Source organism: Kribbella catacumbae DSM 19601 (assembly GCF_000372465.1).
Classification (GTDB): Bacteria; Actinomycetota; Actinomycetes; order Propionibacteriales; family Kribbellaceae; genus Kribbella; species Kribbella catacumbae.
This window is the reverse complement of record NZ_AQUZ01000008.1, coordinates 74,764-88,006: the sequence shown is the minus strand read 5'-3', so window position 1 is coordinate 88,006 and position 13,243 is coordinate 74,764. Positions and strand designations below refer to the sequence as shown.

Annotated in this window: 10 protein-coding genes and 1 pseudogene; 4 read left to right on the top strand and 7 right to left on the bottom strand. The window is 67.7% G+C overall.

Annotated features, from left to right (window positions below):
* Nucleotides 1-94: 94 nt before the first annotated feature.
* The 3 genes from A3ES_RS0111060 to A3ES_RS46900 form a co-directional block, all read right to left on the bottom strand.
* Nucleotides 95-445 (bottom strand): hypothetical protein, encoded by a 351-nt coding sequence (locus A3ES_RS0111060; protein ID WP_020386870.1) that lies wholly within the window; start codon nucleotides 443-445, stop codon nucleotides 95-97.
* A gap of 239 nt (nucleotides 446-684) precedes the next feature.
* The gene (locus tag A3ES_RS55475) at nucleotides 685-825 is read right to left on the bottom strand and encodes an SGNH/GDSL hydrolase family protein (protein WP_020386869.1); all 141 of its coding nucleotides are present in this window, start codon (nucleotides 823-825) and stop codon (nucleotides 685-687) included.
* A gap of 270 nt (nucleotides 826-1,095) precedes the next feature.
* Complete coding sequence (locus A3ES_RS46900) at nucleotides 1,096-2,061, bottom strand: pectinesterase family protein (RefSeq protein ID WP_051084685.1); 966 nt, start codon at nucleotides 2,059-2,061, stop codon at nucleotides 1,096-1,098.
* Nucleotides 2,062-2,189: 128 nt separating this feature from the next.
* On the opposite strand from A3ES_RS46900, the gene A3ES_RS53945 reads away from it, so the two are divergent.
* The gene (locus A3ES_RS53945; protein ID WP_157630454.1) at nucleotides 2,190-2,336 is read left to right on the top strand and encodes a hypothetical protein; all 147 of its coding nucleotides are present in this window, start codon (nucleotides 2,190-2,192) and stop codon (nucleotides 2,334-2,336) included.
* Nucleotides 2,337-2,426: 90 nt separating this feature from the next.
* Here A3ES_RS53945 and A3ES_RS55470 read toward each other — a convergent pair whose 3' ends face one another.
* Both A3ES_RS55470 and A3ES_RS0111040 read right to left on the bottom strand, forming a co-directional pair.
* Nucleotides 2,427-2,609, bottom strand: coding sequence for a hypothetical protein (locus tag A3ES_RS55470; protein WP_020386867.1), 183 nt, complete (start codon nucleotides 2,607-2,609; stop codon nucleotides 2,427-2,429).
* 246 nt (nucleotides 2,610-2,855) lie between these two features.
* Complete coding sequence (locus A3ES_RS0111040) at nucleotides 2,856-4,091, bottom strand: serine hydrolase domain-containing protein (protein ID WP_026162758.1); 1,236 nt, start codon at nucleotides 4,089-4,091, stop codon at nucleotides 2,856-2,858.
* Between the two features lie 64 nt (nucleotides 4,092-4,155).
* Between A3ES_RS0111040 and A3ES_RS52500 the strand changes: the two are divergent.
* From A3ES_RS52500 to A3ES_RS0111025, 3 genes and pseudogenes are all read left to right on the top strand, one after another.
* A pseudogene (locus A3ES_RS52500) lies at nucleotides 4,156-4,398 on the top strand (STAS domain-containing protein); the annotation flags it as partial.
* Between the two features lie 10 nt (nucleotides 4,399-4,408).
* A complete protein-coding gene (locus A3ES_RS0111030; RefSeq protein ID WP_026162757.1) occupies nucleotides 4,409-4,900 on the top strand; it encodes a DUF6153 family protein in 492 nt (163 codons plus the stop codon).
* 77 nt (nucleotides 4,901-4,977) lie between these two features.
* Entirely contained in the window at nucleotides 4,978-5,586 is a 609-nt protein-coding gene (locus tag A3ES_RS0111025) for a DUF305 domain-containing protein (protein WP_020386863.1), read from the top strand.
* Between the two features lie 143 nt (nucleotides 5,587-5,729).
* Here A3ES_RS0111025 and A3ES_RS51190 read toward each other — a convergent pair whose 3' ends face one another.
* Both A3ES_RS51190 and A3ES_RS0111015 read right to left on the bottom strand, forming a co-directional pair.
* A complete protein-coding gene (locus tag A3ES_RS51190; RefSeq protein WP_020386862.1) occupies nucleotides 5,730-7,409 on the bottom strand; it encodes an AfsR/SARP family transcriptional regulator in 1,680 nt (559 codons plus the stop codon).
* A 268-nt stretch (nucleotides 7,410-7,677) separates the two neighbouring features.
* Nucleotides 7,678-13,197 carry a DUF7507 domain-containing protein gene (locus A3ES_RS0111015; RefSeq protein ID WP_237744919.1) on the bottom strand — a complete coding sequence of 1,840 codons (5,520 nt, stop codon included), beginning with the start codon at nucleotides 13,195-13,197 and terminating at the stop codon, nucleotides 7,678-7,680.
* Nucleotides 13,198-13,243 lie beyond the last annotated feature (46 nt).

Below are 13,243 nucleotides of genomic sequence, written 5' to 3'. Positions count from 1 at the left end.
TTGATGGCATGGAGCTCCGCACCCGCCCACACAGGCGACCGGCACGGGGCGAACTGCTGGGTGTCGAGGAGGTTGCCGGGCCCGAGCTCGTGAGCTAGCCGGGGGAAGGGGTGGGTTGGAGTTCGGCGGTGACGTTGGCGCCGGCGAGGAGCCGTACTACGGCTGGGTCGGTGGTGGCGACTACGAGGCGTCTGCCCTTGGCCTGGAATCTGGCTTGCGCGTCACGCAGGATCTGGGCGAGCAACTCGGCGCCGTTGAGCGGGATGTCGAGCTGGAGGCGCAGTGCTCCCGCGCGCCAGTCGACCGCCTCCGCAAGCAGCTTCCGCAGCGCCATCGCGACCGGGACGTCCATCATCCCAGCCACGGCGACCACCGCGCCGCCGTCGACCACGGACAAGAGGATCCGGGCCGACCAGTCCGCCGGCCGATCCCGTCTTCCGCCCATTGGTCATCCCCCTGGCCAGGTAGTCACCTCCACACTCCCGGCTGCCTTCGTTAGCGTCAACTCGAGAGCAGGGAGGTCGTCGTCGAGGCGGCGCACCTCCCGTTCGTCCAGGATGCCCCGGGCCACCAACTGGGTCGCGACCAGTCGAGCGACCTCGATGGCGCCGGGCGGGCTGAAGTGCGTGTCGATTGCTGGGTGGCGGTCCAGAGGAAGTACTTCTTCGTCTTCTCGACACCCAGCTACTGCCACAACTGCACGGAGAGTGCCTGGATGTCGAGCAAGGCGACCTCGCTGCCCTGGGCAAGGGCCCGCATCGCAGCCGGGTAGTCACCGTGGGTCGTCACGACGGTGCCGACGGAGTCGAAGTTGCGCCGTTCCACCGGGGTGGCGAATAGTCGCCTGGCCGGATCGCGGACGCGATCCGGGCGAGACCGCCGATTGCGATGAAGCTTTTGGAGCTGGCGCCCGAGATCGCCTCGTCGACGACTCGCGCCTTGTGGTTGAGGAAGAGCGGGAGAGCTTGCCCCCATCCGGTCCGGGGCCACGAGCACAAGAAGGATCCACCGCCGTACCGCGTCACGCTGGAATCGCATGTCGAGTCCTTTCACCGATGGGCAGGCCCCGGGAGCACCGGAGCCTGCCCAGAAACGTCAACTGAGCCAGGGGGTCCAGCCGTCAGTGCCGGTCAGGTACGTCGTACGCGTGTGCGCCTTGACCTGCTCGCCGTCGAGTTGGGGCCGGCCATCGACCGGCTCTACCACCGCGCCTGGGCCGGTGTTGCCGTGCTCGAAGAACTCCGCATCCCGCCAGGAGTAGCCGCTCATGTCGGTCCAGGCCGGGGTGCCGACATGGGCTCCGAGCCACGAGTCACGGACCACCACCGCCGGATCGACCAACGGATCGCTGCTCGGGTGCCAGGGCCGGCCCAGGAACACCGTGCCCGGAGCCGCCTCGAAGACGAAACGGCTGCCTGTGAACAGGAACCCGAGCCGTCCCTCGGGAGTCGAAGCAGCCGTGACGTAGCCGTTGACCGTCGAGGCGCGATCGAGCGAGCGAATGGTCGACCGCTCGAACACCGCGGTGGCACGGCCGTAGATGAAGTCCACATCACCCTCGATGAAGGAGTTACGGACATAGACCCGCGACACCACGGCTTTGCTCGGCGTATCGGCCAGATACGTGTCCTGGTTGCCGAGTAGCCGGACGTTGTCGAGCATGGTGCGGTCCCCCGTGGTTCGCAGGGCCAGCGCCTGACTCGATCCATTCGCCTTCTCGTCGTAGTCGTTGACGATCGTCAGGTCCTCGAACCGCACGTTCGAGGACTGGCTGCCGAGGGTGGCGGACAGATTCGCGCCATACGTTCCGCCGTAGAACTTCGCACCGCCGGCCGGCAGGTCATACCGCAGTACTACGTCAGCCGGCTTGCCCGTCTCGCCCCGGATGGTGACGCCGTCCGCGCCAGGCCAGAGCCGGACGATCTCCCGATAGTTGCCTGGCGCAACGACAACCGTGACCCGGGTGGTTTGCGCGGGCCGCCGCGCCGACCGCCGCGCTGATGCTTGCCGTGTCACCCGATCCGTCGAGCGCCACGCGTACCTGGCTGCCGACCACTTCATCCGTGGTCGTCGGGCCTGCTTGCGCCGTCACCAGGCCGGCCAAGCTGTCCACGGAATCCGCTGTGTAGATGTAGAAAGAGGTTGGGTCGAAGGTCGGGCCGGTGTTGTCGCGACGTCCGCGAGTGCCGGTGAAACGGTTGCCCCGGGAGTCCACCTTCGACTCCGGGTCCTTGGCAAGGATCGGATTCTCGGCGTTCGCGTACACGCTGTTCTCCACCACCAACCGTGACGCTCCCCGCGACATCGTTCCGTACTGGCCGATGCCGTCGAGGTAATTGTTGTAGAGGCCTAGCCACCAACCAATCCCTCAGAACAGGCGCCCCTGCGCGGATCACCGCCCCTGGCCTGATCGAGAACGAGGTCGCCTAGCCGGCCTGTTCCCGGTCGAGTTGGGTGGTGAGTTTGTCGACCTTCGCTTCCAGGCGTTCCAGGTCTTCGGCATCGACCCGGAAGATGATGTGCTTGGCGCCGAGCAGCAGGATCGTCTGGAAGACCAGCTGGAACCACTCGCTCTGCCAGCTCTCGAACGTGCTGGCCAGGAAGTTCATCCAGTAGTCGGCCCACTGGAACGACTGCCCATGCTCCTGCTGATCGGTCCGGAACTCACTCAGCTGGGTGAAGAACTACCCCAGCCACGACCCGATGAACAACACAGCAAGCACGTAGACGGCGCCCCACCGCCGCGCATGACTCTCAGGCTTACGCTTCGGCCGGGGGCCCGGCGCCAACTGGTCACTTGGGTTCATGACCACCCGGTACCCAACCCCCGGCCTTCACACAAGCCTTTTTGTTGCTCAGCGCATCTTGTCGGCAGGACCGGCCTGGCCGTCGCAGAGCACGTCCTCGAGGAGTTTCTTCAGGGCCTTCGGGAAATCTGTTACCACGTCGATCGCGGCGTCCCCGGTGGTCACTGAGGCGGTCAGCGTCCTGCTGCCGTCTGGCGAGCTGTACATCAACGCCCCGTACCCCCCGGGCGGGCTGCCGTTGTGGTGGAAGACGGTGCCGCCGCAGTTCGGGCCCAGATCCTGCACGAACACACCAAGGCCGTAGTGGAAGTCCCCGCTCTTCGGGTGCGGCTTGCGCATCTCGGCCAGCAGCGCGGCCGGCAGGAGCTTTCCGCCGTTCAGCGCGGAGAAGAACGTGTGGAGATCCTCGGTGGTCGAGATCATGTCACCGGCACCAGCCAGGAGAGACAGGTTCTGGCGGGCGACGTCGACCGTCTTCCATTCGCCGGCGTCCTGGTACCGGTAGTACCCGTGGGCGTGCGGCCCAGGGAGCTGGGACCGATTGCCCGGTACTACGGTGCCGCGCAACCCGAGCGGCCGTAGGATCCGCCGTTGCATCTCCGCGGAGTACGAGCGGCCGGTGACCTTCTCGATCAGCAACTGTGCCACCGTGTAGTTGGTGTTGGCGTAGCGCCAGTCCGTCCCCGGCGCGAACCGCGGCGGCTTGGACAACGCCAGCCGCACCAACTGCTCCGGCTGGTATGTGGCGAACCGGTTATCCACCCAGTCCTTGCCGGCCGCGGGGATCCCTGGCACGAAGGTCCCGTCGGCGTCGAAGTCGCCGGTGTAGTTGAACAACCCGCTGGTGTGCTGCAGCAGCATCCGCGGGGTGATCCGCCGGTCCAGTCCGAGCTGGGGCAGATAGCCGGCCACCGAGGCGTCCAGCCCGATCTTGCCTTCGGCAACCAACTGCAACACCACGGTCGCGGTGAACGTCTTGGTGACACTGCCCACCCAGAACCGCCCGTTCGTGGGCGGCTTCGCGGGCTCGCCCAGCTTGCGTACTCCGGCGCTGCCCACCCACTCGCCTTGCTGATCGTGCACACGCAGTTGGATCCCGGCGAAGCCGGCATCGACGAAGTCCTGGATGGCTGCCTCCAACTCCGGGCGATCCCGCCCGTCCTTCGGCTCTGCACCGTAGGCAATCCCTGGTGCGGCCACCCCTGCCAGCACTGTGACCGCCAGTGCCGTGACTCCTACTCGCTGGAATATCCGGTGAACTCTGCTGCTCGCTGAACTCTTCATGACGACAACATTGATCCGCTGCCCTGACACCGAGCAGCCACCGCCCTGACACCGCGTCACCGGCGAACTGTTCTTTGCCTCTAGCAACGATCTGGTCTACCAGTTCGATTACCGCGGTGATCCTGCCACGGTCGTCATCGATCTCACCGACTCGCACATCTGGGACGCGTCCACCGTGGCTACGCTGGACGCGATCACCACCAAGTACGCCCGGGACGGGAAGACCGTCCAGATCGTCGGCCTCAACGTCGCCAGTGCCGAACGCCACGAACGCCTCGCCGGAAAGCTCGGCGGATCGGGTAGTTAGGGTGGGCTCGATGGACAGCTGGCGTATCCGTATCCGACAAGGGCCGGTCAGGGCCCTGATCGCGGTCTGCCTGCTGGCAGGCGTCTTCGCCATGCACGGCCTCACCGGCAGCCACGACGCGGCGATGGCACTCATCCATCAGCCACCGACCGCGGCAATCCGCAGCGCTCCCACCGTCCCCGTAGCGCCGGCGGGCCACGGGGCCCACGCCATCGCCGTACCGGCGACGGACCTCGGCGTGTCGCCTGCGGTGCACGTGCAAGCGGGGTCGGAGGTGATCGTGCGAGCCGGGCATGACGGGCACCTTCACGCGATGGGTGATGTGTGCCTGGCGATGCTCGCGGCGCTCATGCTCGCTCTCGTCGTCGCCCTGGCACTGCGCAGCCTGACCGTGGCGCACCCCGTCGTACTGGCCGCTGCCGCGATTCGGGTGGCCACCGATGGGCCGTCACCACCATGGCGCCGGCGGACCTTGTCAAAGCTCTGCGTACTGCGGACCTAGGCCGAACTCTGCCTACAACCGGGCGACTCACGCGCCCGGTGTCCGAAGTGCTCCGCTTAAGAAGACAAGGACTTTTCATGCGACATCACCTATGGAAGACCGCTGCCCTGATCGCGCTCTCCGGCCTGGCGCTGGCCGGTTGCGGCGACGACGGTTCCGCGCCTGGATCGAGCGCCGGCACACCCTCCAGCAGTTCGGGTACTCCGGCCGGGGACTTCAACGACGTCGACGTCACCTTCGCGACCCACATGATTCCCCACCATCAGCAGGCCGTGCAGATGGCGATGATGGGGGCCCGCAAGGCGACCACAGCCGAGGTCAAGAAGCTCTCCGCGGCGATCAAGGCCGCGCAGGACCCCGAGATCAAGATCCTGTCGGGGTGGCTGACCAGCTGGGGCAAGCCTTTGCCGGTCGCCAACCACCACGACCACAGCATGGAAGCGCTGCCCGGCATGATGACTGAGGACGAGATGTCCGACCTCGGCAACGCCACGGGCTCGATGTTCGACCGGATGTGGGTCCAGATGATGATCGAGCACCACCAGGGCGCGGTCGCCATGGCCAAGACCGAACAGACCACGGGCAGGAACGCCGAGGCGATCGCCCTGGCCAAGAAGATCGAGACCGGCCAGAACCGCGAGATCGCCACCATGCAACGCCTACTCGGCAGAATCCCGGCCAACTAACCGAAAGGCCCGGACGGCCACCACTACCGAACCTCGCCAGCAACCGCTTCCCACCGGCGTGTCGAGGCACCTGCACCGGGTTCCGTAGTGGTGGCGGTCCGCAGCCACCTGGCCGGGTCGAAAGCGTCGGGGGTTTGGGTGGGTCAGGAGGCTGCGGCTGAGGGGTTGGGGTGGGTGTTGAGGGCGGTCAGGAGTTCTCTGGCTGTGGTTGTTGCTGCTGGGTCGTGGAGCATGTGCAGGGCGCGGTTCAGGTGTTTGGTTGCGTCGGTGGGTGCTCCGAATTCGGCTTCGGCCATGGCCAGGTTGACCAGGACGATGCCTTCCGCGTCTCGGTCGCCGGCTGCGGCGGCGAGGCCGAGGGCGATGGTGAATTCTCCGCAGGCGTCGGGTGTCCGGCCAGCCTGGGTGTAGGCGATGCCGAGGATGTTGCGCACCACCAGCTCGCCATAGCGGTCACCGGCGGTCCGGGTAGCGGTGGCGACTCTGACCAGTAGCTGCGGCCAGCCGTCTAGTTGGCCGCCGGCCTCCAGATAGTCGTGTACTGCGCTGCAGAGCCGCCAAGCGGGCTCCACTCGGTTGTTCGCCACGAAGTAGCTGATGGCGGCGGTGAGGTTGCCCTGCTCGGCGTCGAACCAGCGGAGAGCGGCAGTCGGGTCAGCAAACGCGGCGCTTCGTTCTCGCCCGGTGAGCACGTCGGCGGCATCGACCGCAGCTCGAAGGTAGTCGTCCGGCGCCACCGTAGGAGACGAGGCGTCCGCACCGCCCGGCCGGTTCCGCCTGACCGCCGCAGGCTGCGGAATCAGATCGGACAAACTCAACTCCGGCGGCAAGTGCTCCCCAGTTCGCGCAACCTGCGTTCCCTGAACCGCCACCGGCGCGGATTCCGGCGCGGACGCTGGTACAGACGCCGCCGCAGTCGCGGGCTGCACGGGTGCAGGCCGTTCGGGTGCGGGCCGTACCGGTGCAGGCTGTGCGGGTGCAGGCTGCACGGATGTGGGCCGTACGGGTGCGGGCTGCACAGTTGCGGGCTGTGCGGGTGTGGGCTGCACGGCTGTGGGTGCCGGTGTGTTGGGCTGGGGGCGGCTGCCTTCGAGGATGGCCTGGTGGAGGCGTTGCAGTTCGGGGCCGGGTTCCGTGCCGAGTTCTTTGACTAGCGCAGTACGGGCTCGCCGGTACGCCGCGAGCGCGTCGGTGATGCGCCCCGAGTCGCGGAGGGCAACCAGCAGCCGGGTCCAGGCGCCTTCACGCAGCGGGTCCTCGGTGGTGAGGCTGATGCAGAGCGCGATCGCTTCCGGCAGTCGGGCAGTCGCGAGGAACGCATCGGCGAGCCGCTCCCGCACCGCCCAGTGCAACTCGACGAGCCGCGCGATCTGCGGTTGATCCGTCGCCGTGACCAGCCCTTCGAACGGCTCGCCACGCCACAACGACAACGCGGACTTGAGTCGCTCGACCGCCGCCACCGGATCACCGGAATCGAGTGCCGCGGATCCGGCGCCCAGCAGCGACTCGAACTGATTCGTGTCCAGCTCGCCGGGTTCGACGCGGATCCGGTACGCGCCCGACCGGCTCTCGATCCGCTGGCCGTCCTCACCCACCGGCGGCAACAGCTTGCGGAGCTGCCAGATGTACGTCCCCACGTTGCGCTCGGCCGACGCCGGGAGCTGCTGATCCGCCCACAGCGCGTCGATCAACTCCCCGACGCTGACCCAGCCGTTGGCTTTCAGCAGCAGTACGGCGAGCAGGGTGCGGGGCTTGCGGGCGCCGATGTAGTTGACCGCCACGGATCCGTCGATCTCCACCGGCCCCAGCACACGGAACAGCACGTCGGGTTCCCCTCCCATCGCATGAACAGCTCTGATGCCGAGCAGCACCGGTCGTCGCGACCGTCGATCGAACTCTAGGGACACTTTGCTCGGACGCGACAGTCAACGGTGAGGTTCCGTCACGCCGACCAATCCCCAGGCCCGAATTCTTCAGAGCCACCGCCGCGAAGTTCAACGGCCCGATGGTCACAGTGAGGCATCACCTACAGTCGCCTCCCTGATCCTCAGCATCGCCGCAGTGTCACGGGCGGAGGATCAGGGTCAGTGATCAGGCAGGCGGCTTGCGGCGGGCAGCGATCAGGAGAACCGCGCCACCTGCGGCTGCGATCCCCGCGGCCAACAGCAGACCCCACCCGAACGGACCACCGGTGTCTCCGAGATCGCCACCCGGCGGCGTCGGCGGCACAGTCGGGGTCGGCGTCGGCACAGTCGGGGTCGGCACAGACGGCGTCGTGGGAGGAGGCGTCGTGGGAGGAGGCGTGGTCGGCGGAGGTGTGGTGGGTGGGGTCGGCGGAGCTGTGACGGTTCCGGTGACAGTGTCTTCGTTGTTGTCTACGACCGGGTCGAGGGTGTCCGCTCCGACCCGGGCCGCGTTCTCAAGCGCGCCCCGGAACCCGGTATCGATCCGCCCCACGACCTGCACCGTCCCGGTCTCGTCCAGGGTGAAGGTCCCGGCCCGGCAGGTCACCTGTTCGGTTCGAGGATCGTCAGGCCCACGCCCAGGCGTATCCTCCACGACGCACGTCATCCCGGTCGCCGACACCCGCAGCGCGGTCACCGCCCGCGGCAACTCGTCGGTGACGATCACGTCGCGCGCGTTCGACGGCCCGAAGTTCTGCACCTTCAGCGTGTACGTGACCTCGCCACCCGCGACCGGATTGGCCGGGGCCATCGCCTTAGTGATCCCGAGGTCGGCCTGCGGTACGACGGGCGACGTCACGGTCGAAGTGTTGTTGTCCGGCGTCGGGTCCGGCGTACTGCTGGTGGCGCGCGCCGTGTTCTTCACCGTCGTCGCGTCGTACCCGGCGTCCAGGCGCACACTCAGGTCGATCGCAGCCTGTCCCAACGGCAGGTCGCCGAGTTCACACCGGACGTTCGGCCCGCTGATCTCACACTCGTTCGTACCCCACGTCGCCGACACAACCGTCACCCCGTCCGGTACGGCGTCGGTGACAACCACCGAGCGCGCCACTGACGGCCCTTCGTTGGCCACGGTGATCGCGTAGTCGAACGGACGTCCCGGTACCAACTGTTGCGGCTCCGCGTACTTCCGTACGACAAGGTCAGCCGACGTCACCACCGGCACAGTGACCGTACTGCTGTCGTTCTCCGGCTTCGGGTCGTCCACCTCCGACCCAACGGTCGCCGTGTTCGTCAACGAGGTCCCGGTGGACGTTCCGGCCAGCGTGCCCGTGATCCGTACCGTCGCCGACGCGCCCGGCTCGAGCGTGCCGAGGTCGCAGCCGACGGTTTGCTCGTTGAGGGTGCAGCCGCCCTGCGACGGCTCCATCGTCAGCACGGTCAGCCCAGCCGGCAGTACGTCGGTCAGCCCGGTACCGGTCGCCGTCGAGGGACCATGATTGACGATCGTGAGCAGATAGGTGAGACCGCTGCCGGCCACCGCGGGCGATGGATCGGCGGTCTTCACCACCTCGAGATCCGCCGCCTGGTCGACCTTCGTAACGATCGTCGACGTGTCGCCGCCCGGGTCCGGGTCAGGTGTCTCACTGGTCACGGTCGCCGTGTTGGTTACCGCGCCGGTCTGCGCCGCAGGGACGGCAACCCGGATCAGTACGGTAGCCGTGGCCTCGGGCGAGAGGCTGCCCAGCCCGCAGGTGACGACCTGGCCGTTGACCGTGCAGGAGCCCTCCGGTGTGATCGCGTCGATCGCAGTGAGCCCGGCCGGCAAGGTATCGGTAACGGCCACCTGCCGAGCGGTCGAGGGCCCACTATTCTTGATCGTCAGCGTGTACTGCGCCTCCGCGCCCGCCACGACCGGAGACGGCTCGACCGACTTGGTGATCGAGACGTCAGCGCTCGTGACGACTCGGGTGTCGGCCGTACCGGTGTCGTTGCCGTCGTTCGGGTCCGGAGTACGGGAACTGGCCGTGGCGGTGTTCGTGATCGTCCCGGCAGGCTGACCGGGGTCTACCTTTCCACTGATCGTGATGACCTGCGAACCGCCGGGCACCAACCGGCCGACCGGGCAGCGCACCACTGGCTCGGACGCACCGGGCGCCTGGGTGCATGCTCCACCCGGCCCGCTTCCGCTGACGAACGTGACGCCGTCCGGCAGGCTGTCGGCCACCGCGGTGTCGACCGCATCGGACGGACCCGCGTTGCGGACCGTCAGCCGGTAGGTGATCTCGTTGCCTGCGACAACAGTCGCGGGCGCGTCCTTGCCCACCGAGAGGTCCGCGGCGGTAGTCACCGTGGTCGGCGTCTTCGCCGTGTTGTCGGAATCGGTGGGATCCTCGGGGGTTCTCGAGGTCGCCGTCGCGGCGTTGACGATCGGCCCGAGCTCGGTGCTCCGGGCAACCGTCCCCGTCACTGTGACGACGAAGCTGGCGCCCGCGGCGAGGGTCGCCCGATCACAGGTCACGACCTGATCGGACACGTCGCAGGTCGCACCGTTGGTGGCTGTCGCAGTCACCCCGGTAACGGCCGACGGCACGGTGTCGGTGACCTGCACGCCCTGGGCGCCGGATGGTCCCGCGTTGCTGACGGTCAGGGTCCAGGTGACCTGCTCACCGGCCAGTACCGGGTCTGGATCGACGGTCTTGGACAATGTGATGTTGGCCTGAGCACCGGTCAGCAGCGTGTACGTCGCGGTGTTGTTGGACTCGACCGGGTCGGGTGTCGGCGAAGCGACCGTGGCGGTGTTGTCGATCCCGCTCGGCGGTGCGCCCGAGGGCACGTTCGCGACAACAGTCACCGTGACGGTGACGCCGACGCCGACCGTGCCGACTGCACAGCGCACGGTGCCGTCGTCGAAGGCGCAGGTGCCCTGCGAGACACTCGATGACGCGTAGGTGAGCGGAGCCGGTACTGGATCGGTGACGACGACCTCGCGGGCGGCCGATGGGCCGGAGTTCGTGACTTTGAGGGTGTAGGTGACCGGCCTGCCTGCGATGACGGGTACCGGCGAGGCTGTCTTGGTGACGGCGAGATCGGCCGACGCGGTGATCGGGTCAGTCGTCTTCCCGGTGTTGTCGTCGGGGTCCGGGTCGTTTGTCGGCGAGGTCACTGTGGCGCTGTTGGCCAACGTGCCAGTGGCGGTCTCGGAGACGGTCGCGGTGACGAACACAGTCGCCGTCGAGCCTGCCGTCAGCATGCCGAGCGCACAGCTCACGGCCCCATCGGTGACGGTGCAGCTGCCCTGGCCCGGCTCTGCGCCGACCCCGGTCAGGGTCGCCGGGGTGTCGTCGGAAATGGTGACGTTCCGCGCGTCCGACGGGCCGTCGTTGCGAACCGTGATCCGGTAGCTGATCGGCCGGCCCGCGACGACCGGGTCGGTCAGCGTCTCCTTCTTGACGCTGAGGTCAGCGGCCGGTGCCGCCGGGGTGACGGTCGCAGTGTCCTTGTTGTTGGCGTCATTCGGATCCGGTGTCTCGCTCACGGCCTGGGCCGTGTTGGTCAGCGGGCCACCTGTGTACCCGGCGTCGAGGGTGGCTGTGACGGTCACTGTGATCGACGCGCCAGGCGCGAGGCTGCCCGCCGTACAGGTGATGTCGTTGCCTGCCACCTCGCAGCTCCCGCTCGTCGCGGTCGCCGTACCGATGGTCAGGGCAGCCGGGAGAGAGTCACTGATCCGTACCGCGTCGGCGGTCGACGGTCCGTCGTTGATCACGATCAGCTGGTAGCCGACAGACTGGCCAGGGAGCGGAGACTCAGCGCTGACCGACTTGGTGAGCCGCAGGTCGGCGGACCGCTTGATCGTCGAACCAACGGAGTCGTTGTTGTTGTCCAGGTTCGGATCCGAAGTACTCGTCGTCACTGAGGCGACGTTGGTGATGCCGCCCGCAGCCGTGGTCGCCGGCACTCTGACGACCACCGTCAGCGTCTTCGTGCTGTTCACTGCCAGCTCTCCGAGCGCACAGCTCAGCGTCTGACCGGACCTGGTGCATCCCTCGGCCGACACCAGCTCGACGCCATCCGGCAGGGTGTCGGTGACCTCGACGTCCCGCGCGGCGCTCGGCCCGGTGTTGCCGATCGTGAGGGTGTACGTGAAATTCTGGCCGGCCGCGACCGGCTCCGGCGAAGCGGTCTTGGTGATCGACACGTCCGCGGACTCGGCGACCGGCGTCGAGACCGGCGGGGTCTCGTAGCTGAAGGGCTTGTTGAGCGTCTCGCCCCGGTAGTCCAGGAAGCCCGTGTTGACGATCGCCGTACCGGCCGCGGCCTGGTCGACGGTCACCCGGAACCGCACGGTGGTGGAGGCATTCGTCGTCAGCCGTCCACCGTTGGTGACGTTCGCCCCCGTACCGACCCGGAACCGCACCGTCCGCGAGCCGCCGACGTACTCCGCCTGGTCATCGCCGGCACTATCGGTCTTCGCCCCGGCGTTGGCGCCCGCGATCACCCGCAACGACCCCGGCAGGTACGTCGTGTTCTGCGGAAGTACGTCGCGGACCACGGAACCGAGCGCGTCGTCGTCACCGGTATTGGAGTAGGTGAGCGTGTACTCGAGCGTGTCCCCGACCTTCGCCGGGTTGTTGCCGGACAGGTTCGTCACGGTCTTGTCGCCGTGGATCGTCGGCGCGTACAGATCGATGCTGGTGGTCAGCGCGGCCGGGTAGTACGCGTCGCCGCGGGTTGCGAAGGTGACCTCGGCCGAGGTCGCGCCGTTCGGAATCACGCCGGGCGCGTCGACCACCTTCGCGTCCGGGCCGAGGTTGTTCACGTGTGCCGGGTCGCGGTCGGTGAGGTTCACGCCGCCGGCGGTGATCCGGCTGCTGAAGAAGTTCGCCGACGGGCTGAGGGTGTCCGCGAGCCGGGTCCCGTTCACCGCGAAGTAGTCGCCGGTGATGCCGACGTCGCCCTCGTAGACGACCATCCCGAACCGCGCGTTCACCGCGCCGGCCGGGGGCGCCAGGAACCCCGAGAGCGTGGTCTGGTTGACATCGGAGCCGGTGATCCGCGCGTACCCGCCGAACACGGTGAGGTCCCGCAGGGGGGCGGTCGGGTCCTGGTAGCTGATGACGAGACTCCACCCGGCGTACCGGTCGCCGCCGGTACCGGTCGGCACGTCAGCGCCCCAGTAGGTACCGCTGCCCGCCGACCGCACCTGCTCGGTCACGTCAACGTACGACGAGTAGTCCCGGTTGCTGCCCGACAGATAGTCGGTCTGGCTCGAAGTGACAGCCGTGTACGCCGCGGCTCCGGGCACCCGGAGCTTCATCGTGGTCCCGTCGGAGGTCGTCCCCGAACCACCATTGCCGGCGGACCGCGCGGCGCCCCAGAACAGCCCGGCGTACAGGACCCGGGCTCCGGCGGGCAGCGTGACCCCGGCACTGGAGGACGACTTGGTGTCCGCGTCGCTGTCGGTGTCGACCAGTTGCATCGTCCAGGAGTTGTTACTCGCCCCGTTGCTGGTATCGCTGCCGTTCTGCACGTTGCCGCAGCCCGATTTGCCCTGGTCACAACTGAGCAGGGTGTTGCCGGTGATCAGGTTCGCACCGTTCACCTGAGCCTTGAACAGCGGCTCGAAATCCCGCACGGTCGCGGCCTGCGCCTGCTGGGGAAACGCCATCAGCGTCGTCCCGGACAGCAGCACCGATGCCACCATGATGCGCACGGCAACCACCGCGCGCCGACGTACCCGAGCCCCGTGA